This window comes from Campylobacter canadensis (genome assembly GCF_013177655.1).
In the GTDB taxonomy this organism is placed as follows: domain Bacteria; phylum Campylobacterota; class Campylobacteria; order Campylobacterales; family Campylobacteraceae; genus Campylobacter_E; species Campylobacter_E canadensis.
In genome coordinates, this window is the sequence record NZ_CP035946.1 from 270,259 (window position 1) to 291,946 (window position 21,688).

Genomic DNA, 21,688 nt, shown 5'->3' on the forward strand with positions numbered 1-21,688 from the left:
TTATTGTGCTTTTTTTTATAAAAACACAATAAAAAATATATAAAAACTAATAATACTTTTTAATAAATTCCAAGAAATTTAAGCCATAAAAGTCCAGCACTTGCAAAGATGATTTGATTTATTAAACTTACAAAAAAACCAACCTTCCACCAAGTTGCAGTAGGAACATATCCAGAACCATACAAAATAGGAGCTTTTGCGTGAGTGTATTGAGTTAGCGAACAAGATAAATGACAAGAAAATGCAAACATAAATGCAGCTGCTAAAGGTGGTACATTTAAAGATATTGCAACCGTTAAAAACACGCTATAAGTTGCTAAAACTTTAGCATTTCCACTAGCAAAAAAGTAGTGAATATAAATAAAAATAGCATTTAAAATAATTAAAATCACACTCCAATGTACCCCAGTTAATGATTCTTTTAAAACAGAACTAATACAAAAACCAAGATAATCAACAAAACCTGTATTTTTTACTTGCGCTGCTAGCATTAATAAGGCTGCAAACCAAATTAATGTATCATAAGCACTGCTTTCTTTTTTTACATCATCCCAGCTTAAAACCTTAGTTAATAATAATATACTAAGCCCTAATAATGCCGTTGTAGTAGCATCTACACCCAAGCTTTTTCCAAAAATCCAAAGTATTAATAAAAAAATCATAGTAGCGCATAAAATTAATTCATCTTTTGTAATTTTTCCTAATTTTATTAATTCTTCTTTTGCATATTGAGAAGCTAGTGGAGTTTTTTTAAGTTCTGGTTTTGCTAACACATATACAACAAAAGGTAATAAAATAAGCCCAATAATAGTTGGAACACTAGCTGCTTTAAACCACTCAAGCCAAGAAATATGATGCCCTGTAATTCCAGCTGCAAGTCCTATTACAACTAAGTTAATACTGCTTGCTGTAACAAACAAATTCGCCGTTAGGTCGTTTGAATTACCAATAAAACTCATAAGATAAGTACCTAATTTTTTAGGGTTATTTTCAGGTGTACTTTCGTATTGTCTTGCTAAAGAATTTGCAATAGGATACACAATACCACCGCATCTTGCTGTGTTTGATGGTGTTCCAGGTGCTATTATTAAATCACTAAACATAAGTCCATAAGCAAGTCCTATTGGGCTTTTTCCAAAGATTTTTATCATATACAAAGCAATTCTTTTGCCAAGTCCTGTTTTTAAAAAGCCTCTAGCTATTAAATAAGCAACAACAATTAACCAAATAGTAGAGTTATTTATATTTGATAAAGCTAATTTTATACTTTCTTTTGAACTTGCAACATTGGTTGGATTTATTAACGCAAATAAGGCAATACTAATAAGCCCAATAGCGCCAATTGGCATAACACCAGCAATAATACAAGCAATAACACTAATAAAAAATACTGCTGTGTGATAAGCTTGAATACTTAAAGTATTTGAACCTTTAACATAATTTGCATCTATTGTTAGCACAGGAAATAAGTATAAAATACTTGCTATTATTAGTATGATGAATAATCTTGTATATTTAATATTCATAATATAGCCCTTATAAAATTACTTTTTGTATAAATAAAGCCTTTCATTAATCTTCTTGCCGTTCTTGTTATTTTTACTTCATTATCTAAAACTTCACATTCAATAATTCCGCTTGGATGAGATATTTTTAAAATATTTGACTCGCAATTTTTTAGATGTTTATAAACTAAAGTATCTTTTAATTTGCTAGCCATTGCAATGCACACTGTGCCAGTAATAGCTATTGCTTGATGGGGCTTTTGCATACTCATCATTCTTATTGCTACATTACTATCGTGTTTTGTTATTAATTGCCCGTTCATATCTAAATAATCATAAGAAAAATCAACTAAGGCTGCTTTTGGTACAGCAGGATTTTTATAAGTTGCTTCTTTGCGGTTTGCTAAGCCTAAAATTTCACTTGCAATTGAGCGTATTTCTTCAATTTTATCTAATTCTTCTTGAGAAATTTCATCATAAAGCATATTTTTTAAGACATCTCTTGCTTGGATAAATACAAGTGCAGCCCCAGCATCAATTATGCTAATTTGTATTTGACCAAATGAAGTTTGTATTGTTTGAATTTGTTTTTTAGTAGGTAATAAACCTTTACCTAATGAGCCTTCAGGGTTTAAAAAAGATATTTCTATTTTACTAGCACTTCCTGGTACGCCTGCTATTTGATGATTTCCTTCTTCATCAAAAAGATTATCTTTGATTTTAAAACGAGACTTAATGTATTTTTTCGTATTTGTATTAAAAATTCTAAGGCAAATATGATTTTCATCGCATTCATCTTTAAAAAGCATTTCATCTTTTATTAAACCGCTATCGTAAGCAAAAGGTCCAACGCAAGATGAGATATTGCCACAATTGCTTTTGTAATCTACTACATTTTTATCAATTGCAACTTGTGCAAAAGTATAATTTATACAATCATCTGCAGCGCTAATTATGGCTACTTTTGAAGTAAGCGAATTTGCTCCACCCATTCCATCAATTTGTTTTGTATATCCGCCCATTGCTTCACATAAAAAATCATCCCATCTTGATTTTTCAGGCAAATCTCTTTCTAAAAAGCATAAGGCCTTTGAAGTACCACCTCTATACACGCTACAATTAAATTCTTTCATATTCTCCTCCTTAAAATATTAAAAAGTTAGCATTTATTATATATTTTATAAATATAAAATTATTGTTATCTTAATAAAAGCTAAGAAAAGTGTTACATTTTTACACATTTTTAAAAAAATCCATTAAAAAACAAGTTATAAAAAGAAAAATCAAATATCATTTTACAAAGAATATAAGGAGTGAAAATGGATATCTTTTTAGCCTTGCTAGGCTTTATTGGTTTAGGACTTATTGTGTATTTGCTTTTAAAAGAATACACAAGCCCTGCATTAGCTTTTATTAGCGTTAGTCTTATTTGTGCTTGTATTTTATTGCTTATGCAAAAACTTGGTTTTAATGTAGGCGAAAGTTTGGGTGTAAAGGGTGGGGAATTTAATTTAAAAATATTAAAAACTCTTATAAAAGATGGGGTAAAAAGCGTTAGCGATACGGCAGCTTTATTTGTTTTTTCAATATTGTTTTTTTCTGTTTTAAATGCGAGTGGTTTTTTTACAAGGATTATTAATTTTTTACTTTCTAAAATGAGTGCAAATGTTTATAAAGTAACAATATTAACAGTTTTTATAGCAAGTTTAGTGCATTTAGATGGAAGTGGAGCGGCCACATTTTTAATTGTAGTTCCTGCATTATTACCTATTTATGAAAGATTAAATATGAAAGCTTCATCTTTATTGTTAATTTGTGCTGCTTCAATGGGTATTATGAATGTTTTGCCATGGGGCGGACCTACGCTAAGAGCAGCAAGTAATATTCAAATGGAAGCAAATACTCTTTATTTTATGCTTTATCCTATTCAAATTATTGGACTTATTTTAGCACTAGCATTAGCAATAATCATTGCAAGGATTGAGATTAAAAGAGGCGCAGGAAATGTTAATTTAGATAATATAAATCTAAGCGTAAAAGAAAGTGAATTTGAAAACAATAAATTCTTTTTTGCAAATATGTTTATTTTATTTTTTGTTATTGGACTTTTAATTAGTGGAGCTTTACCAAGTTATGTGTGTTTTATGGTTGGGCTTTGCATTATTTTACCACTTAATTATCCTAATTTAAAAATAGCAAAAAAAGTTTTAGATTCATCAAGTTCTAGTGCTATTATGATGTATATTACCTTGCTTGGAGCGGGGATTTTAATAGGAATTTTTGAAAAAAGTGGCATTATGAATAAAATGGGCGCTTTAATACTTAATTATCTACCATCTTATATGGGTGCTTACATTCCTATGATGGTTGGTATTTTGGCTGTACCTATGGCGATTATTTTTTGTACAGATTCTTATTTTTATGGCGTAATGCCTATCGTTTTAAGCGTTACAAAGGCTTTTGGTATTGAGCCTAGCGTTATTGCTATAATAATGGTTGTTGCTAGAAATTGTGCTACTTTTATAAGTCCTGTTGTACCTGCAACCTTGCTTGGTTGTGGCTTGGCAAATGTTAGCATTAAAGAGCATATTAAAACTAGCTTTTTTTATATTTGGGGAATTAGTATTATTTGTTTAGTTTTTGCAAAATTTATTAATATAATTTAATTTTATCTCTTTAATAGAGATAAAATTATAAAAGTTCTTTTGCTAATTTAGCAGCAATTGTACTTGCTTTATGATTTTTATATTCTTTAATTATTTGACCTTTTTCATCTATTACAAAGCTGCTTCTAATTAGCCCTTCGTATTCTTTGCCATAATTTTTCTTAATACCCCAAGCGTTAAATTGCTTAGCTACTTCTTTATTGATATCACTTAGTAATATTTGATTTAACTTGTATTCTTCTTTAAATTTTGCTAATTTTTCAACACTATCAGGGCTAATTCCTATTAAAACATAGCCTTTTTTTAAAAATTCATCATAATTTTGGCTTAATTCACAGTTTTGTTTAGTGCAACCTGGTGTAAAAGCTCTTGGATAAAAAAATAAAATTACTTTTTTTCCTAAAAAATCACTTAAATTAATATTAACTCCATCTTGATTTTGCAATGTAAAATCCATTTAAACTCCTAATTTTGATTTGTTTAATGATAATATTTATTGCTTAATCTTTACACTACACACCCTTGAAAAAGTATCATTTTTAAATAAGCTTAATCTTATTATTGAATTATCTTTTGCTATTAAACTATGAGCGATATTTGCTTTTACTCTAATGCAATCAAATTCTTTTAAATTATTTGCTTTATTATCTATTATGAAATCAATTTCACCTTTTAAAACTTGTACTATTATAGGTGCTGGTGCGCTATGTTCTTGCATCATTGAGCCTTTTGGCATTAGAATTTGTATTTCTTTAGAATAAGAATCATTAAAAATTGCTTGAACCTTAAATTCATTAATATCTGCATTAAAACTTGTTACTTCGTATTTATTTTCAAACGACATATTTTCTCCTTTTTTTTATTTTTTCTAAAAAAGAATAATTATTTTTTGATTAAGGTCAAAAATATAAAAAAAATTTAAATTTAAAAAATATTTTAAAAATACTTAAAAAGCAAAAATATAATGAATTAAATAAGTTTAAAGGAAAAATATGTTTAAACAATATTTTTTATTATTTGCAATTATTTTTAATTTACATGCATTATCTTTAATATATCCAACAACGCAAAGTATTGAAGATATAGATATTTCAGAATATTTAGCTAGTGAAAAATTAGTTGGTTTAAGAGGCTATTGGGATGGTGAAAAATTACTTGATTCAAATGGTTTAGCTTATAGCGTTCCAAAAGAATTTATAAAAGATTTTCCACCTTTTGAACTTGATGGTGAGCTTTATTGTCATACTCGTTTTGATAATATTATGAAAGATGTTTATTCTTCTAAATTCAATTGTGTTAAATTGTATGTTTTTGAAGTGCCAAATCAAAAAGGTTCTTTAATTGATAGATTAAAGGTTTTAGATAATTATTTAAAAGAGCATCCAAATGATAATATAGTAATTTTAAAACAAAAGCGTTTTAAAGATAAATCAGCGTTAATGCAATATTACAATGAATTAATTGCTTCTGGCTCAAGGGGTATTATTTTGCACAAGATTGATGAAAATTACACAACAACAATGGGTGATGTAATGATAAAATTAGAACCTGATTATGAAAGTTATTGCATATTATCTAATTATATTTTTGATAAAGATAATAACTTAAAAGCCTATGTATGTAAATTCTTTTTACACAATGCAGTTAGAGGGGTTAGGGGTAAAGAGCAATTTCAACCCTTTAGTGAAAGTGAAAAAAATTATATAAATATTGTTATTGATAATAATATTCCACAAGAATATTTACAAAATCCACCTAGCATAGGTACAAAAATTAGATTTTCTTATAAAAAATTAGATGATAGTGCCTATCCTATTGATAGCAAGTTTTTAAGATTTGAAGCTTTTTATTAATTTAAAAAGCTCATTTTCTTTTTATTTTTTTAAAGAAGGTGGATATTTTTTTACATTTATATTTAAAAAATATTATAGCGATTGCAAGTATTATAAAAAGCCCAGCAATCATAAATGTAATTTCTTTTTGCTTTACATCAAAAATTGTATTAAAAGAATCAACAGCAGGAATAAGAGAAAATATCGTAATTATTATTATTAGCCATTCAAATAATGTGCTATGATTTATTTTATTTTCTTCAATATTAATTTGTGCCATTTTTGCTATGTCTTTAATTTGTTCTTTTAATTCATTTTTAATTTCTTTTACTTTATAAAAAGTTGCAATCATTTCATAAATATCATAAAGTTCGTATCTATTATATTTAACTGGATTATTAAAAAAATGTTTAATTTCAAATTCTAAAACCTTTGTTCTAATTTTTAAATAATCTTTATCTTTATTACAATTTGCAGCTTCGTTTATAAAATTTATACATTTGTTTAAGTAAGTAAGAACTAATAAATAATTAATTAGTATTTTTTTCTTTGTGCTGCAAAAGGAGAAAAGCAATAAATTCCTCTTTTAGAAACGATAAATTCTAAGCTTTGATTAATTAATTTTTGTTCATCTTGTAAATTATCTAATGTATGACTTCCTCTTAAAGCATAAGAAATAGCTAATAAAACATCGTTATGATTTTTTTTATTTAATATTCTTTCTTCGCTAAAAAGCATATAATTATTTTCATATCTTATTGCTTGTTTGTAAGAAAAAATATCCATTATTTTTGTATTTTTTTCAATAATCTCATCTAAAGTTATAATTTTTTCTTCTATTAAATAATAAATATCAATTATTTTTACATAAAAAATGTTTTCATTATTATTTAAAGGATGATAAACATCAATTTCCTTTTCTAAATTACCTAAAAAGTGATAAAGATTTTTTTCATTATTTTTACTTAATAAATCTTTATCATTATGCACTAAATCTATTTTTGATATTTGTTTTATTAAATAATATTTTAATTTATTCATTTTTTTCCTTTATTTAATTATATATTTTTTTTAAAGAAAAATAAAATTTTATTTTTTAAGTATTCTTAATAAAAACTAAATTTATTTAAATAGCTATTATTAAGGTATATTATCTCTTTTTTGTAATAGTTTTTGGAATTAATTTTGCTTAAAATCTTTAATATTTTTATGTATTTAAAAATATTAATTTTCATATAAGGATTGTTTTATGCAACAACAAAGAAGAGACTTTTTAAAGTGGAGTTCTTTATTTGGTGGCTTAGCTTTAAGCCCTGTAAATCTTAGTGCAAATATGCTAAAAACTTCTCCTATTGTAAGCAAATGGGCAGGTTGCAATGTAAATTGCGGTACAAAATGCCCTGTTAAAGTGCATACTCAAGATGGTGTAATTAAGTATGTAAGCACTGATGATGAAGGCGATGATAGTTTTGATAATCGCCAAGCAAGAGCCTGTATTAGAGGGCGTAGCTCAAGATATAAAGTTTATAATGCAAACCGCTTAAAAAGACCACTAAAAAGAGTGGGAAAAAGAGGCGAAGGTAAATTTATGCCTATTTCTTGGGAGCAAGCTTTTGATGAAATTGCTGCTAAAATGAAAGAAGTAAAAGCAAAATACGGCAACGAAGCCTTTTTTATTACATACGCAACAGGTACAACAGGAACAATTATTAATCGTTGCACAAAAGGACCTTGGGCTAGACTTTTAAGCCTTTATGGTGGTTATTTAAATTATCATAATTCTTATTCTACAGCTCAAATTTCAAATGCTATGAATTTTTTCTATGGTGGATCTTTTGCTAGCGATATTGCTACTTTACGCTCGGCAAAATTAGCTATATTTTTTGGAGCAAATCATGTTGAAACTAGAATGGGAGGCGGTGGAGTAGGCTATGCTTATCAAAAAGCCTTAGAAGAAAGTGGGTGCAAAATAATTCACATTGACCCAAGATATAATGATTCTATGATAGGGCATTGCGATGAGTGGATACCTATAGCAGCAGGAACTGACGCTGCTTTAATTGCTGGGCTTATTTATGTGATGATAAAAGAAGATTTGCTTGATAGAGCTTTTATTGATAAATATACCATAGGTTTTAGTGAAAACACTTTGCCACAAGATGCAGCTAAAAACTCAAGCTATGAAAGTTATGTTTTAGGCTTAAGTGATGGGGTAGAAAAAACTCCTGCTTGGGCAAGTAAAATTACAAAAATTCCAGAGCGTCGCATTATTCAACTTGCAAGAGAAATAGCAACAATTAAGCCTTGTTTTATTGAGCAAGGTTGGGGAGTACAAAGGCATTCAAATGGAGAGCAGGGCGCAAGAGCAATAGCAACCCTAGCCTGTGTTACAGCAAATATTGGCATAGAAGGCACAAATACAGGAGCAAGAACAGGCTCAAGTAAAACATATGATATTATGGGAATGCCTTGTGATAATCCTATAAAAGATTCTATTCCTTGTTTTTTATTTACTGATGCTATTTATCGTGGTAAGCAAATGAGTGATATTAGTGATGGGGTGCGTGGTACAACACAATTAAAACAAAATATTAAATTTATTTTCAATACAGCAGGAAATTGTCTTACAAATCAGCATAGCACCATTAAAGAAGTGCATGATATTTTAAGCGATGAAAGTTTGTGTGAGTGTATAGTAGATATTAATGTAACAAGAACTCCATCAAATAATTATGCTGATTATATCTTACCTGATGCAACTATGCTAGAGCAAGAAGATTTTATAAGACCTAGCGCAGGATATTATAGCAATAAGCCTTATATTATTTATTGTCAAAAAGCCATTAATCCAGTTGGCGAAGCAAAACCTATTTATGAAATGTGTCTTGAACTTGCTAAAAGACTTGGCATAGAAAAAGAATTTAGCGAAGGAAGAACGCAAAAAGATTGGTTAAAATACCTTTATGAAGAAAGTATGAAAAAAAATCCACTTTTGCCTAGTTTTGATAAAATGTGCGAAAAAGGACTTGTAAAATTTGAGCCTGTAAAAGCTGCAGTTGCACTAGAAAATTTTATAAAAGACCCTATTAAGTATCCTTTAAAAACTCCTAGTAAAAAGATAGAAATTTATAGTATTGAATTAGCTAAAATGCAAAAAACTTGGAAATTAAAAGAAGGACAACAAATAGTGCCTATTCCTGTTTTTGAAAGTCAAAGAGAAGGTATTTTAGACCCACTAAAACAAAAGTATCCTTTACAATTTTTTGGCTATCACTACAAAGGCAGAACGCATTCTAGCTTTTGGGAAATTCCACAAATTAGAGAAGCTAATCCGCAAGAAATTTGGATAAATACCATAGATGCAGAACAAAGAAATATTAAAACGGGCGATGTGGTGCAAGTAAGAAACGATTTAGGAATAATTCAAGGCATAGCAAAAGTTACTCCAAAAATCATACCAGGTTGTGCAGTAACTCCACAAGGTGCTTGGGCTAAGTTTAAAAATGGTATTGATGTTGGAACTTGTGTAAATTCTTTAGCAAGTTTGCTGCCAACGGCTATTTCTAAAGGAAACGCTCAACATTCTATTTTAGTTGAAATTGCAAAAGTTTAAGGAGAAAAAGATGAAATTAGAAGAAAATTCACAATTTGGCTTTATGCTAGACCAAAGCAAATGCGTAGGTTGTAGGACTTGCTTGCTTTCTTGCAAGGATTATAAAGATATGCCTGTGGGAGTTAATTTTCGCCGTGTGTTTGAAACTGAAGGGGGAAATTGGACAGCTAAAGAAGATGGAAGTTTTGAGCAAAATGTTTTTGCTTATTACACTTCTATATCTTGTAATCATTGTTCTAATCCATCTTGTCTTAAAGCTTGTCCAACTGGTGCAACGATGAAGGTAAAATGGGGCGTAGTGATAGTAGAAGAAAGTATGTGCATAGGCTGCAAGGCTTGTGCTATGGCTTGTCCTTATGGTGCACCACAATTTAATGAAAAAACAGGACATATGAGCAAATGTAATGGGTGTTATGAAAGATTAAAAGAAGGTAAAAATCCAATTTGCGTAGATTCTTGCCCTTTTAGAGCTTTAAAAGCAGGTGATATAGCAAAACTAAGAGAAGAATATGGAAATTTAGCCTCTATCACACCTTTACCTAATGCAAACATAACAAGACCTAATTTATGTATAGTGCCTGAAAAACATAGTTTGCCTTCAGGTAATAAAAGTGCAATTTTTCACCTACCGCAAAATATTCAAGGAGTAAATTATGACATCGTTTAATCATATTTTTAGCGAAATGCCTTTAGTGTTTTTTACAATTTTTGCTCAAGCGGTTGTTGGGCTTAGTTTAGTTTATGCACCTGCGTTTATAAATGGTTATAAAAATAATGCGAATTTAAAATCTTTTGGACTTTGCTTAACTTTAGCAATGTTTGTTGCATTTATACCTTCATTTTTTCATTTAAATGATATTACGCATATTTTTAATGTGCTAAATAGAATGGGTGTTTTTTATGCAAATAATGAATGGCACATAGGCTGGATGAATAATGAAATCTTATTTTTAGGCTTATTTTGTATTTTGTCTTTTTTACTTTATTTTAAAACAAATACTTTTTTATTTTTCTTTGTTTTACTAAGTGGAATTTTAGGACTTTTTTTTATGAGTGGAGCGTATGGTGCTATGCAAGAAAGCGTGCCTACTTGGGATTTTAAAATCACTTTGCTTTATTTTTTTGCTAGTGCTATATTTTTAGGTGCTATTGTTTATTATTGCTTTTTTGAAAATGGCGAACACGAAAGAAAAATGTCTTTTTTTGCAGGACTTATAGGAATAGGGCTTTTAAGCACAGCTATAGTTTTACAAACCTTGCATGTAGGGCAAACTTGGATTATGGGGCTTGTTAATCCTTTTGAACTTTTAAGCGGAGCTTATATTTGGTTTATATCGCTTTCATTTTTCTTTTTAGGGCTTAGTATTGTTACTTGGTATTTGCATAATTATTTGCAAGAAAAATTTAAAAGCAAATTCTTTGCTTATTTTGCTTTATTTAGCGCTTTTTTAGGTGTTTTTATAACAAGAATGCTATTTTATGGCTTAATTAACACTCAAATAATGTTAGGGCAGTTTTAATGAAAAATTTAGCAATAGATATTTTTATTAATTTTTTGCAAAATCCGCCAAAAAATATTTTGTTAAAAAAGCTTAAAAAAGAAGAGTTTTGGCAAAATTGGTTTTTAAAAAATAATACTAAATTGCAATATGCTGCTTTAAAGCTTTTATCATCTTCAAACGAAGATGATAAATTAATAGCGAGTGATTTTACTTCTTTGTTTTTAAGCGATGTTGATTATGTAAAAGCACCGCCTTTTGCTTCTTTTTATCTTGATGAAAATAAAGAAATTTATTCAGATAATTCCGATAAAGTTAAGCAAATTTTTATGCAAAATAACTTTTTTTCTTTTTTAAACGAAGAACCTGCAGATAGCTTGATAAATGAATTATTATTCATTAGCTTTTTAATCAAAAAACAAGATGATATAACTTTGCAAAAATTCTTAAAAGAAGAATTTTTTACTTGGTTTAATATGTGGAGTTTTGATGTTTATAATAAAGCAAAATCTAATTTTTACAAAGCTTTAATAATGCTAATGAAAGATTTTTTTAAAAGAGAAAATAAACCTTGCTTGTTCTAGCAAGGTTTTTAAGCATCTTGTAAAAAAGAATTATTTAAAAATATTTTTAAAAGCATAAAAAATTGAATAATAAATGATAAAAAAAGGCAAATTATAGCAAAGTCATTAATATTTAAATATCGTAATAGCAAAGTTAAAAATAATAATATAAAGGATAAATATGTCCTTTTAAAAAATCTTAAAACTAAGCCATTATGCCTTAAACCTGCTATATTAAAAACCAGTAAAATATTTATGCAAATTGAACTAAGAAAAATAAGGTGCAAACTAGCACTAGTAGTATTTAATCCATAAATTAAGTAAGCAAGTCCTAAAATAAATATGCTTATGTATAAAAATAATACATAATGAGTTTTTAAAAGCTCTTTATGATGAAAATCCTTAAGCCTTGCAAAAATCATAAATGCACTTGCAATATATAAAAATTTTAAATCTATATTGCTAAAAATAACACTAAAAATACTAAGTAAAATCAAAGTAAATACGCTAAGATTTTTATAATAAACATTGGGTATAAAATGATAATCTTTATAATTTTTTTCATCTAAAGCACTTCTTGAGACTGCTATAGAAATTTTAAAATTTATAAGCATAATAGCAGCTGAATTAAGATGAATTAGTGCTTTTAAAAAATCAGTATTTAATGTAAAAAAATAAGCGAATTTTAAAAAGCAAAATCCAAATAAAATTAATATTAAGCTATTAAAATTTTTAGTCTTAAAACACATAAAAGAACAAATAAAACTAAGGCTAAGCCAAAAAATACACATAAAAAACATCGCAAAAAAAGTATTTATAAAATAAGTTAAAGCTGATGTTAAAAATAAAAAAAGTAAAAATATATTTATATTTTTAAGAGTTTTATTAAAACCTAGCCAAGCTGGTAAGGCAGTTAAAATAAAGCCTGTGTATGCAGCACTTAAAGCAATATCAAAAAATAAAAAAATATGATTATTATAAAAATCATCACTAAAAAAATATACAAAAATACCCAAACTAAAAGAAATGCTACATAATAAAAAAAATGATTTCATAGGGATAAAAAATATTTCTTTATTCATAATAAAGCTCAAAATTATTTAAGTATTGTTTATAAAAATCATCATTTCTTTTGCTTTGTGCGGTATCTAATTTGATGATTTTTTTCACGTAAGAGTTTTTACCTAAAAAATATATATAATCAGCTATTTTTAAGGCTTCTAATCTATCGTGAGTTACCATAATTGCACTTTTATTGTTATTTTTTATAAAAGTGATTAAAAAATTAATCAAAAAGTCTTTTAATTCATAATTAATTCCATTAAAAGGCTCATCTAATAATAACAATGTAGGATTGGCTAATATTGCTCTTGCAAAATTAATTCTAGTTTTCATTCCACCGCTAAGCTCATTTGGATATTTTAAAGCGTCGTTTTTGTTTAAATTCAGCAATGAAAGTATTTTATATATTTCTTCATCATTAAGTTTATTATTTGCTAATTTTATATTTTTAAAAGCATTATAAAAAGGTATTAAATTTGCTTCTTGAAAGACATAAGAAATATTTATTTTTTGCATAAAAAATTTATCAAAATAAGCCTTGTTAATTCCTGCAATGGTGTTTAAAATACTAGTTTTTCCACAACCACTTGCCCCAAGTAAAACAATAATTTCTCCTAAATGCACTTTTAAAGAAAAATTATTTACAATATTTATATTTGCAATATCGTAATTTAGCTTATGAATATCTAAGATGAGGGGTTTAAACATTTGTTTTATCCTTGTAAATTATTAGCTCTAAATTTTTAATTATTAAAAACTCAAAAGCTGCTAAAAAAACTACACATATTAATAAATAAGCCAAAACCACATCATTTTCCAAAAAGCTTCTTGCATCGGCTATTTTTGAACCTATGCCGTTATTTGCACCTAATAATTCAGCCATTATTGTAAGCTTGAAAGCATTGCTAATTGAAATTAAACTTGCTGGTAAAAGATGAGCTAGGCTAAAGGGTAAATATAAATTTATAAAAAGTGATTTTTTAGAGAATTTATATATTTTTGCCATATCTTTAAGTCCTTTAGGAATATCATTTAAAGCGTTTAGCGTGCAAGAAAATGTATAAGCATAAGTGCAAATAATCACAACAAAAATTACACTAAAATCACTAAAGCCAAACCAAAATAAGGCTAAAACCACCCAAGCAATAGGCGCAATGCTAAGATTTATTGAAATTATTGGCTTTATAAATAATAAAAAAGTTTTAAATTTATATGAAATTATACCTAAAACAATACCTAAACAAAGACTTATAAAAGAGCCAATAAAAGCTCTTTTTAAGCTAATTATTAAATCAAATTCATCATAGTTTTTAATAATTTCTAAAGCTTTTAATATTACATTTTGTGGATTTGCTAAAATAAAATCGCTTGTGTAATAATTAGCAATTTGCCAAAGGCTTAAAAAAATAAAAAAAACGCCAATGCTAATAAAACTAGAAAAGCAATAATCAAGCATTCTAGTAAAATATGAGCGATTAATGCTTTTATTATTAGTAATTAACATAACTTATCCTAAAAATATATCATCATGCACTTTGCCACCCACTAAGGCAGGATTGTATTCATGGATTATTTTTAAAAATTCTAAAACTTCTTTTTTTACATCTTTTGCATTTTCTACGCATAAATTTGCATTATTAATTGATAATTCAATTGCTTTTTGCGGAGCATTTAATAAATTTGCACCGATTAATGCTGCTTCGCTTTTATTTTGCAAAATCCACTTTAATGATGCTTTTAAATCATTTTCTAAACTTATAAAATACGATTTATTTTCTTCATAAAATTTATGATTTGCTATTATTCCTGCTTGATATATAGACTCATTAAAGCATTCTTTCCATAATTTATCACTTGAAATTCCATCATAAATATTAATTGATTTTAATTTTGCTTTTAGCTTAGCTGCACTTGCCATTGGCTCTGGCAAATAGGCTGCATCAATTTCATTCTTGCTTAAAAATAAGGCTAAGGCTTCGGGTGGAGTATTTGTGTAAATAAAATTAATTTTATTAAAATCAATCCCTAAATGTTTTAATAAAGTTCTTAAGATAATATCAGGCATATCGTTTTTAAAAGGTAAAATTATACTTTTGCCTACTAATTGTTTTAATTCATTTATAGCCTTGTTTTTGCTTATTAATGAAGTTTGCAGTGTGGTTAGAAAATTAACATATCCAACATCAAAACCTTTATTATAAAGCATAGTGCATACATTTGTAGGGCTCATCATTATTTGCATTTTATTACTTGCTACACCTACTCTTAATTCATCAGGGTTTTTCCATACTTTTACACTTGTATCTACTCTATTTAAAGCAGCTTTTGCTATTGTTATGCTTGGAATTGATGGTGCTACAAATATTTTATAATGATTGTTTGCAAATAAATTTGGTGCATTTAAAACACATAATCCTGCTGCACAAATATTTAAAAATTCTCTTCTTTTCATAAAATCTCCTTAAAAACTAGCGTTAAATTTTGCATAAATTGCTCTTGCTGGTGCATTTATATTTAAATATTTAAAAGATTCCACATGATATGGACTTATAAATTCTTGATATTTTTTATTAAGTAGGTTGTTAATTGCAAAAGTTATGCTAAAAGTATCTTTAAATTTGATATTAGAATACAAATCAAGCACCCCAAATCCACCTAGCTTTTTATCAATTCCAAGTCCATTACTTTTTTCAAAATCTCCTCTATTTTGAGAAAACGCATATCTATAAGCAGCACCTATTGTATAAAGCCCATTGCTAAAATAGTTTTTATAATCAATTTTTGCATTTATTTCAAATGGTCTTATTTGATATAAAGCTCTTTTATCGCTTGTGTTTTGTCCGTAATTATAAGTTAATGCGATTTTAGTACCAAAATGATTTAAAAAATTATAATTTAAGCTAAGCTTAGAGCTAAATAAATAAGCATTTACATTTCTTGAAATAACCGCTCCATCGCCTTTATTAGAATTATTAGCTCTTGCTCTATCAAAGATTATTAAATCTTGCACCTTATCAAAACTAATTTTAGCATTTATTAAATAGCCATTTTCAAAAAGTGAATTTAAATAATCTTTATAAGCTTCATTTTTAAAGGCAAAATCTAATTTAATCAAATTATGAATTTCTGGCTTTATAAAAGGATTAGATACATTTATATTAGTTGAAATTGGAGCAAAAATACTTGTAAATCTTTCTAAATTATTAGGCATTCTTGAAAGTCTTTTATAATCAATTAAGGCTTTGTTTAGTCCATCATCATATTCATATCCTATAGCGTAATTTAAAGCATTTTGAGTAATTTTACCATTAAAAGTTTTTGCATAATACATCTGCCATAAATTATTTGAATTAGGAAAAAATGCTGACTTAGCACTAGGATTACTTAATTTAATATCTTGTTTTGTGGTCTTTGCAATATTTTTTGTGTAATTTAATGCAAAATTAATTTTACTAAAATCGCTAATTTTATAATAATTATTTATATAAAAAACATATTCATTTGTCTTTACATCTGGATATTTGTAAGCATTTAAAATATCATTGGCAAATCTTTTTGCAATATGAGTATCGTAAAAATAAGATAATCCTAATTGGGTATGAAAATTATTAAAATCTTTATCATAACTAATATCAGTATTAAAGCTATTTTTATCAACTTGCATTCTCATTTTTTGCATTGCAGTTCTTAATTTATAATTATTAGCCTTTCTTAAAAAATCAATATATTTAAAACTAATATTTAAGGTGTTGCTTAAATCGCTTTGTCCTAATCTATGGCTTAGCATATATATTGTTCTTGTAGTTTTTACAGGGTCCATTTGATAGTGTGCTTGTTTATCATCTTTTATATCATCTTGTAAAAATACAAATTTTGTATCATTTAATTCATTTGGTGTAAAGCCTAAAATTGCAGCTAAATTAAATCTTTTATAAGCAAAATCAATTTTTTTACCACCTGCATCTTTGTATGAATTTGCTTTAGTGTTTGCTATATTAAATATAGAATAATATTTTGCTTCTTTTGTTTTAAACAAAAATGAATTGTAAAAACTATTGTGAAATAAGGCTGTAGTAAAATTATAAGTTTTATTAAGCTCATCATCTAAATAATTTACCCTATTCGTTAAATCATATTGATTTTCTAAATAATATTTATCAAGTGGTTTAATTAGTGGCGGCGGGGAAAATGTTTTTAAGGGATTTATTGTTTCATTTAAAATAACATCTGCCTTTAAACTAGCTATAAATAAGCACAATAATGATAATTTTTTCATAAGTAATCCTCCTTTTTAAATGAAAGCATAACTAATAATCATTTTCAAATTAATGATTCAAATCAATAAAATTTAAATACTTTCTAAAAATATAAAACTTTGATTATTGAATCATTTTTAAAATTTCTTATAAATATCTTAATTTTAACACAAGTCAATTTTTTTCTCCTTTTTAGGATATAAAATATCTTTTTTACATTACAAAGGAGAAATTATGACAAAAGAACAAATTCAAATCATTAAAGATTGTGTACCTATTTTGCAAAAAAATGGAGTAGATTTAAGCAATGAGTTTTATAAAATAATGTTTAATGATTATCCTGAGGTAAAGCCTATGTTTAATATGGAAAAACAAATTTCAGGAGAGCAACCAAAAGCTTTAGCGATGGCGATTTTAATGGCGGCTAAAAATATAGAAAATTTAGAAAATATGAGAAGCTTTGTTGATAAAGTTGCCATAACTCATGTTAATTTAGGGGTTAAAGAAGAGCATTATCCTATAGTTGGAGCTTGCCTTTTAAAGGCTATTAAAAATCTTTTAAATCCTGACGAAGACACTCTTAAAGCTTGGGAAGTTGCTTATAGCAAAATTGCTGAATTTTATATCAATATAGAAAAAAAACTTTATTAATGATATGATAAACCTTTTAAAATAAATACTAAAAGGTTTGTTGTGAAAGAAAGATATTTATTAATTTTACTTATTATTGCTATGTTTTTGTGGGGTAGTTCTTGGCCTAGTTCAAAGATTTTAACTACTTATGCTGATGCTAGTGTGGTAGCGTTTTGGAGATTTTTTTTCGTATTTTTAGGAACACTATTTGTTATTATCGCTTTAAAAATTCCTTTAAAAATAAATAAATCAGCCTTAAAATGGGTTTTAATCGCCGCATTTTTAAATGCACTTTATACCTTTATTTTTTTTATAGCCTTAAGATATGGATTTGCTGGTAAAGGCGGGGTTTTAGTAACTACTATGATTCCTATGTTTTCTTATTTAATTTTTATTGTTGTATTGCTTTTTAGTAAGAATAAATTAAGAGATAAAATTAGCAAATACGAACTTTTAGGATTATTTTTAGGTTTATTATCAGGTCTTTGTTTGCTTAATTTAAATTCCATAGACGAGCTTTTTGGAAGATTTAATATTTTATTTTTATCTTGTGCTTTTATTTGGGCTTTAATTGGTGTTTTTACAAAAAAAGCAGGGAAAATTCATCCTTTAAGCATTAGTTTTTATATAAATCTTATTAGTCTTTTACTTTTTTCTTGGGTGCTTTTTGATGAAAAAAGCCTTTTAGTTTTTACTTATGATTTTAAATTCTGGGCAAATCTTTTAAGCGTAGCCTTTTTATCAACCGTAATTGGAACTAGCATTTATTATTATGCTATTTTTGTTTTAGGCAGCATAAAGGCTAATTCTTTTATATTAATTACACCTGCAAGTGCTTTAATTTGTAGCTATTTTTTACTTAACGAAAAGCCAAATTTTATTACCTTGATTGGTTGTTGTTTGTCTATTTTAGCGATATTTTTTATGAATATTTATTCTAAAAAATAATTATTTTCTTTTATAGTTAATGTGAAGTTCAAATTCTTTCAAACGCTTGTAAATACTTCTTAGCTGGGTTATGCTTGTGTAATTTGTAATAAAAACGCTAAAAGAACTACGAACTTGAGAAAAAGCATTATTAATTTGCATAAGAATTCCTAAGCTAATTATACCTGCAAAAAGACTTGGTGCCATAACTAAAAATGGTATTATTACTATAATTTGCTCAAATAAAATAAGCCAAATGTTAAAATACCCATAATGCAAAAATAACCTTTTGTAGTTTAATTTCAAGCCCGTAAAAAGCTCTAATATGGTTTTAGAATCAGCATAAAGAGTGCGATTATCTTCAGCATAAACTAATTCTTTTCTAAATGCTGCTTCTGCTTTTTGGTTGTTGTATTCAAGATTTGGTAATTTAAAGCCAACAAACCAAGAAATAATAAGTCCGCCAATAGATATAAATAAAGCTACATAAACTAATAAGCCTTTTATATCTTTTAAAAAATAAAAAGAACTTTGGCTATCTTTAAACAAGCTTTGAGTAATGCTGTCGCTTAAATTCCACAAAATAGGAATAAAGGCGATTAAAATCATCAAGGCTTTTATAAAAGATAAGCCTAAGCTTTCTACTAATTTTGAAAAATTATAACAATCTTCTTGAATTCTTTGAGAGCTACCTTCTATATTATCATCTTTATTTTTCCAATATTTTAAATATTCATAAGTCATTGCTTCACGCCATTTAAAAGCATAAACACTAGCAAAATAATTATTTATAGTAGCTATTAAAACATAAGGGATTGCTATAAATAAAAAAACCCATATAAGAAAATAAAAGTCATTAATATCATAAAAAGTTTTTAAGCTTATATTCTTTGTTTGAAAAAAATAATTTATTAAGCTCTGATAATAAAATAAAGAAAATTTATTTATTAAATTTGCGTTGTTTAATTCTTCTTGAGCAATTTTTTGCGCTTGTTCTAATGAAAATTCCACACTTTGATTACTTAAATTTGGCTTTTGCAAAAGGTTGTAAAAATCTTTATACCATTCATTAATAGCTACATTTAAGCTAGTTTGCAAATATAAAAAAAATAATAATAAAAACAAGCCAAAATACGCAAAAACAAAGTATTTTTTATTGCAAAAAAAAGCTTTAAACATTAAAACATAAGCCCTTCTTCTTCAATTTGCTCTAAGGTAATATCAGAATTATTTATTTTAGGTAATAAAGAAGTATTTGTATAATACCAAGTTTTACCATCAATTTGTCTTTTAAAAACCCCATCTGGTATATCAAAGGTGCGTTTTGTATCAGGGTGTAATTTTATGTAATTTTGCATAAAATATTTAAAAGCAGGTACAGCTGTTCTAGCACCACCTTCGTATTTTTTCATAGGCTTATTGTTATCGTTTCCAAACCAAGTTACAACTTGAATTTCAGGACTAAAGCCTACAAACCAAGCATCAATACTTTTATTTGAAGTACCTGTTTTTCCTGCTAATTCAATATCAGCTAACTTAGCTCCACGCCCACTTCCATTATTTACAACATCCATAAGCATATCAATCATCAAAAATGCTTGTTCTGCTTTTACAATCTCTTTAGGGCTTTTATCTGCTATGCTAATTTCATTACCATCTTTATCATAAATATGAGATATTAAATAAATAGGCTGTTTTAAGCCGTAATTTGAAATTATACTATACAATTCTGCATATTCATAAGGGCTAACACCAAAGCTACCAAGCCCAATTGATAGATTTTTAGGCACCGAGTGAAAGCCAAAATCACTAATGCTAGAATGAATTACATTAAGTCCGCAATCAAGCATAAGATTGATAGTAGCTAGGTTTCTGCTTTTTGATAAGGCTTCTTTTAAGGTTATTAAACCGCTAAAATTTTTAGTAATATTACTTGGTTTCCAAATTAGCTTTTCTCCTTTTGCATCAACGGTTTCAAAAACTCTAGCAATATCAGCTATTTTACTAGCTGGAGAATAGCCTAAATCAAGCGCACTAAGATATACAAAAGGTTTAAAGCTTGAACCAAGCTGCCTATTACTCATTGTGGCTCTATTAAATTTAGATGCTTCATAATCAATCCCGCCAACTAAGGCTAATACCTCTCCTGTATGTGGATTAGTTACAACCATAGCACCGTTTATTTGATTTAAATCAATATTAGCATCTCTTTTAACAATTGCATCCCAAGCGAATTTCAAAGCATCTTGTGCAAGTTGCTGGGTGTTTAAATCTATGCTAAGCTCAATTTTATATCCACCTGTTTTTACATCTTCAATGCCTGCATTTTTTAGTTGTCTTATCACTTCATCAACTATGTAAGGTGCTTGATTTTTGCTAAGGCTTTCATCATAAATTACTGGTTTGTAATTTAAGTTTTGTTCATATTCATCTTTGCTAATCCAGCCTAAAGAATACATTCTTTTAATAACAGCATTTGCTCTTGAAAGAGATAAATCCAGTCTTTTTGTTGGGTCGTATGTGCTAGGTGCTTTTGGTAAGCCAACTAAAATTGCCATTTCTTTTAGGTTTAATTCATCTAAATTCTTATGAAAATATCCTTGTGCTGCAGTTTTAATGCCGTAATATCCGTGTCCTAAAAATATTGTATTTAGATATCTTTCTAAGATTTCTTCCTTGCTTAAATTATCTTCTATTTCATAGCTAATTATTGCTTCTTTTAGTTTTCTTTGTAAGCTTTTTTCATTGGTTAAATAAACATTTTTTACTAATTGTTGAGTAAGAGTTGATGCTCCTTCTGCTAAGCGACCTTTTTGAATATCTTTAATTATTGCTCTAAAAATAGCATCAATATTTATTCCTCCGTGTTCAAAAAAGCTTGTATCTTCTATAGCAACTAAGGCTTCAATTAATTTTGGTGGAATTTCATCAAATTTTGCATAAAGTCTATTTTCATCAAAAACATTTGCAATTAAAACTCCATTTCTATCATAGATTTGAGTGCTAAGTTTTACTTTGTAATTATTTATATCTATATCAGTTGAATGAACAAAAAAATATAAAGCAATAAAAGCAACAGCAAGGCTAAGTAAACAAAAGCTTAAAAAATATATTAGCACTCTCATAATAACT

At 27.3% G+C, this 21,688-nt stretch carries 21 protein-coding genes; 8 read left to right on the forward strand and 13 right to left on the reverse strand.

Annotated elements, in window-relative coordinates:
- Nucleotides 1-59 precede the first annotated feature (59 nt).
- The gene (locus CCANL266_RS01260) at nucleotides 60-1,526 is read right to left on the reverse strand and encodes a DASS family sodium-coupled anion symporter (protein WP_172230269.1); all 1,467 of its coding nucleotides are present in this window, start codon (nucleotides 1,524-1,526) and stop codon (nucleotides 60-62) included.
- On the reverse strand, nucleotides 1,523-2,638 hold the full coding sequence (locus CCANL266_RS01265; protein ID WP_172230271.1) for a PrpF domain-containing protein: 1,116 nt from the start codon (nucleotides 2,636-2,638) through the stop codon (nucleotides 1,523-1,525). The genes CCANL266_RS01260 and CCANL266_RS01265 overlap by 4 nt, the downstream gene beginning before the upstream one ends.
- Nucleotides 2,639-2,824: 186 nt before the next feature.
- On the opposite strand from CCANL266_RS01265, the gene CCANL266_RS01270 reads away from it, so the two are divergent.
- The gene (locus tag CCANL266_RS01270) at nucleotides 2,825-4,171 is read left to right on the forward strand and encodes an SLC13 family permease (RefSeq protein WP_172230273.1); all 1,347 of its coding nucleotides are present in this window, start codon (nucleotides 2,825-2,827) and stop codon (nucleotides 4,169-4,171) included.
- Between the two features lie 25 nt (nucleotides 4,172-4,196).
- Here CCANL266_RS01270 and bcp read toward each other — a convergent pair whose 3' ends face one another.
- Nucleotides 4,197-4,628 carry a thioredoxin-dependent thiol peroxidase gene (bcp, locus tag CCANL266_RS01275; protein WP_172230275.1) on the reverse strand — a complete coding sequence of 144 codons (432 nt, stop codon included), beginning with the start codon at nucleotides 4,626-4,628 and terminating at the stop codon, nucleotides 4,197-4,199.
- Nucleotides 4,629-4,664: 36 nt separating this feature from the next.
- Nucleotides 4,665-5,015 (reverse strand): cupin domain-containing protein, encoded by a 351-nt coding sequence (locus CCANL266_RS01280; protein WP_224316142.1) that lies wholly within the window; start codon nucleotides 5,013-5,015, stop codon nucleotides 4,665-4,667.
- Between the two features lie 148 nt (nucleotides 5,016-5,163).
- Here CCANL266_RS01280 and CCANL266_RS01285 point away from each other — a divergent pair, with 148 nt between their 5' ends.
- Nucleotides 5,164-6,024 (forward strand): hypothetical protein, encoded by an 861-nt coding sequence (locus CCANL266_RS01285; RefSeq protein ID WP_172230277.1) that lies wholly within the window; start codon nucleotides 5,164-5,166, stop codon nucleotides 6,022-6,024.
- Between the two features lie 10 nt (nucleotides 6,025-6,034).
- Here CCANL266_RS01285 and CCANL266_RS01290 read toward each other — a convergent pair whose 3' ends face one another.
- Nucleotides 6,035-6,577 (reverse strand): hypothetical protein, encoded by a 543-nt coding sequence (locus tag CCANL266_RS01290; protein WP_172230279.1) that lies wholly within the window; start codon nucleotides 6,575-6,577, stop codon nucleotides 6,035-6,037.
- Nucleotides 6,538-7,044, reverse strand: coding sequence for a hypothetical protein (locus CCANL266_RS01295; protein ID WP_172230281.1), 507 nt, complete (start codon nucleotides 7,042-7,044; stop codon nucleotides 6,538-6,540). Before CCANL266_RS01295 ends, CCANL266_RS01290 begins: the two co-directional genes overlap by 40 nt.
- Nucleotides 7,045-7,252: 208 nt before the next feature.
- Between CCANL266_RS01295 and CCANL266_RS01300 the strand changes: the two genes are divergently transcribed.
- From CCANL266_RS01300 to CCANL266_RS01315, 4 genes are read left to right on the forward strand one after another with little or no spacing between them, the layout of a single operon-like run.
- Complete coding sequence (locus tag CCANL266_RS01300; protein ID WP_172230283.1) at nucleotides 7,253-9,616, forward strand: DMSO/selenate family reductase complex A subunit; 2,364 nt, start codon at nucleotides 7,253-7,255, stop codon at nucleotides 9,614-9,616.
- A gap of 10 nt (nucleotides 9,617-9,626) precedes the next feature.
- The gene (locus CCANL266_RS01305; protein ID WP_172230286.1) at nucleotides 9,627-10,283 is read left to right on the forward strand and encodes a DMSO/selenate family reductase complex B subunit; all 657 of its coding nucleotides are present in this window, start codon (nucleotides 9,627-9,629) and stop codon (nucleotides 10,281-10,283) included.
- On the forward strand, nucleotides 10,270-11,136 hold the full coding sequence (locus tag CCANL266_RS01310; protein ID WP_172230289.1) for a dimethyl sulfoxide reductase anchor subunit family protein: 867 nt from the start codon (nucleotides 10,270-10,272) through the stop codon (nucleotides 11,134-11,136). The genes CCANL266_RS01305 and CCANL266_RS01310 overlap by 14 nt, the downstream gene beginning before the upstream one ends.
- Nucleotides 11,136-11,699 carry a TorD/DmsD family molecular chaperone gene (locus CCANL266_RS01315; RefSeq protein ID WP_172230292.1) on the forward strand — a complete coding sequence of 188 codons (564 nt, stop codon included), beginning with the start codon at nucleotides 11,136-11,138 and terminating at the stop codon, nucleotides 11,697-11,699. Before CCANL266_RS01310 ends, CCANL266_RS01315 begins: the two co-directional genes overlap by 1 nt.
- Nucleotides 11,700-11,707: 8 nt before the next feature.
- Here the strand turns inward: CCANL266_RS01315 and CCANL266_RS01320 are convergent, their stop codons facing one another.
- Genes CCANL266_RS01320 through CCANL266_RS01340 form a run of 5 tightly spaced genes read right to left on the reverse strand, consistent with a single transcriptional unit; the run spans nucleotide 11,708 to nucleotide 17,016 of the window.
- Nucleotides 11,708-12,760: an NnrS family protein gene (locus CCANL266_RS01320; RefSeq protein ID WP_172230295.1), complete on the reverse strand. Its 1,053-nt coding sequence runs from the start codon at nucleotides 12,758-12,760 to the stop codon at nucleotides 11,708-11,710.
- Complete coding sequence (locus tag CCANL266_RS01325) at nucleotides 12,753-13,448, reverse strand: ATP-binding cassette domain-containing protein (protein ID WP_172230298.1); 696 nt, start codon at nucleotides 13,446-13,448, stop codon at nucleotides 12,753-12,755. Before CCANL266_RS01325 ends, CCANL266_RS01320 begins: the two co-directional genes overlap by 8 nt.
- Nucleotides 13,441-14,244, reverse strand: a complete 804-nt coding sequence (locus CCANL266_RS01330; protein ID WP_172230301.1) for an ABC transporter permease — start codon at nucleotides 14,242-14,244, stop codon at nucleotides 13,441-13,443. Before CCANL266_RS01330 ends, CCANL266_RS01325 begins: the two co-directional genes overlap by 8 nt.
- Before the next feature lie 3 nt (nucleotides 14,245-14,247).
- The gene (locus tag CCANL266_RS01335) at nucleotides 14,248-15,192 is read right to left on the reverse strand and encodes an ABC transporter substrate-binding protein (protein ID WP_172230304.1); all 945 of its coding nucleotides are present in this window, start codon (nucleotides 15,190-15,192) and stop codon (nucleotides 14,248-14,250) included.
- 9 nt (nucleotides 15,193-15,201) lie between these two features.
- Complete coding sequence (locus CCANL266_RS01340; protein WP_172230307.1) at nucleotides 15,202-17,016, reverse strand: TonB-dependent receptor domain-containing protein; 1,815 nt, start codon at nucleotides 17,014-17,016, stop codon at nucleotides 15,202-15,204.
- Between the two features lie 214 nt (nucleotides 17,017-17,230).
- On the opposite strand from CCANL266_RS01340, the gene cgb reads away from it, so the two are divergent.
- Together cgb and CCANL266_RS01350 are read left to right on the forward strand one after the other, a co-directional pair.
- The gene (cgb, locus tag CCANL266_RS01345) at nucleotides 17,231-17,647 is read left to right on the forward strand and encodes a single-domain globin Cgb (protein WP_172230310.1); all 417 of its coding nucleotides are present in this window, start codon (nucleotides 17,231-17,233) and stop codon (nucleotides 17,645-17,647) included.
- Nucleotides 17,648-17,689: 42 nt separating this feature from the next.
- A complete protein-coding gene (locus CCANL266_RS01350) occupies nucleotides 17,690-18,577 on the forward strand; it encodes a DMT family transporter (protein WP_172230313.1) in 888 nt (295 codons plus the stop codon).
- On the opposite strand, the gene CCANL266_RS01355 is transcribed toward CCANL266_RS01350, so the two are convergent.
- Nucleotides 18,578-19,735, reverse strand: a complete 1,158-nt coding sequence (locus tag CCANL266_RS01355; RefSeq protein ID WP_172230316.1) for a putative transporter — start codon at nucleotides 19,733-19,735, stop codon at nucleotides 18,578-18,580.
- Nucleotides 19,735-21,681 carry a transglycosylase domain-containing protein gene (locus CCANL266_RS01360; protein ID WP_172230319.1) on the reverse strand — a complete coding sequence of 649 codons (1,947 nt, stop codon included), beginning with the start codon at nucleotides 21,679-21,681 and terminating at the stop codon, nucleotides 19,735-19,737. The genes CCANL266_RS01355 and CCANL266_RS01360 overlap by 1 nt, the downstream gene beginning before the upstream one ends.
- Between the last annotated feature and the right edge of the window lie 7 nt (nucleotides 21,682-21,688).

Coding starts and splice junctions, on each gene's coding strand:
- CCANL266_RS01260 (WP_172230269.1), bottom strand. CDS start 1,526: ATGAATATTAAATATACAAGATTATTCATCATACTAATAATAGCAAGT.
- CCANL266_RS01265 (WP_172230271.1), bottom strand. CDS start 2,638: ATGAAAGAATTTAATTGTAGCGTGTATAGAGGTGGTACTTCAAAGGCC.
- CCANL266_RS01270 (WP_172230273.1), top strand. CDS start 2,825: ATGGATATCTTTTTAGCCTTGCTAGGCTTTATTGGTTTAGGACTTATT.
- bcp (WP_172230275.1), bottom strand. CDS start 4,628: ATGGATTTTACATTGCAAAATCAAGATGGAGTTAATATTAATTTAAGT.
- CCANL266_RS01280 (WP_224316142.1), bottom strand. CDS start 5,015: ATGTCGTTTGAAAATAAATACGAAGTAACAAGTTTTAATGCAGATATT.
- CCANL266_RS01285 (WP_172230277.1), top strand. CDS start 5,164: ATGTTTAAACAATATTTTTTATTATTTGCAATTATTTTTAATTTACAT.
- CCANL266_RS01295 (WP_172230281.1), bottom strand. CDS start 7,044: ATGAATAAATTAAAATATTATTTAATAAAACAAATATCAAAAATAGAT.
- CCANL266_RS01300 (WP_172230283.1), top strand. CDS start 7,253: ATGCAACAACAAAGAAGAGACTTTTTAAAGTGGAGTTCTTTATTTGGT.
- CCANL266_RS01305 (WP_172230286.1), top strand. CDS start 9,627: ATGAAATTAGAAGAAAATTCACAATTTGGCTTTATGCTAGACCAAAGC.
- CCANL266_RS01310 (WP_172230289.1), top strand. CDS start 10,270: ATGACATCGTTTAATCATATTTTTAGCGAAATGCCTTTAGTGTTTTTT.
- CCANL266_RS01315 (WP_172230292.1), top strand. CDS start 11,136: ATGAAAAATTTAGCAATAGATATTTTTATTAATTTTTTGCAAAATCCG.
- CCANL266_RS01320 (WP_172230295.1), bottom strand. CDS start 12,760: ATGAATAAAGAAATATTTTTTATCCCTATGAAATCATTTTTTTTATTA.
- CCANL266_RS01325 (WP_172230298.1), bottom strand. CDS start 13,448: ATGTTTAAACCCCTCATCTTAGATATTCATAAGCTAAATTACGATATT.
- CCANL266_RS01330 (WP_172230301.1), bottom strand. CDS start 14,244: ATGTTAATTACTAATAATAAAAGCATTAATCGCTCATATTTTACTAGA.
- CCANL266_RS01335 (WP_172230304.1), bottom strand. CDS start 15,192: ATGAAAAGAAGAGAATTTTTAAATATTTGTGCAGCAGGATTATGTGTT.
- CCANL266_RS01340 (WP_172230307.1), bottom strand. CDS start 17,016: ATGAAAAAATTATCATTATTGTGCTTATTTATAGCTAGTTTAAAGGCA.
- cgb (WP_172230310.1), top strand. CDS start 17,231: ATGACAAAAGAACAAATTCAAATCATTAAAGATTGTGTACCTATTTTG.
- CCANL266_RS01355 (WP_172230316.1), bottom strand. CDS start 19,735: ATGTTTAAAGCTTTTTTTTGCAATAAAAAATACTTTGTTTTTGCGTAT.
- CCANL266_RS01360 (WP_172230319.1), bottom strand. CDS start 21,681: ATGAGAGTGCTAATATATTTTTTAAGCTTTTGTTTACTTAGCCTTGCT.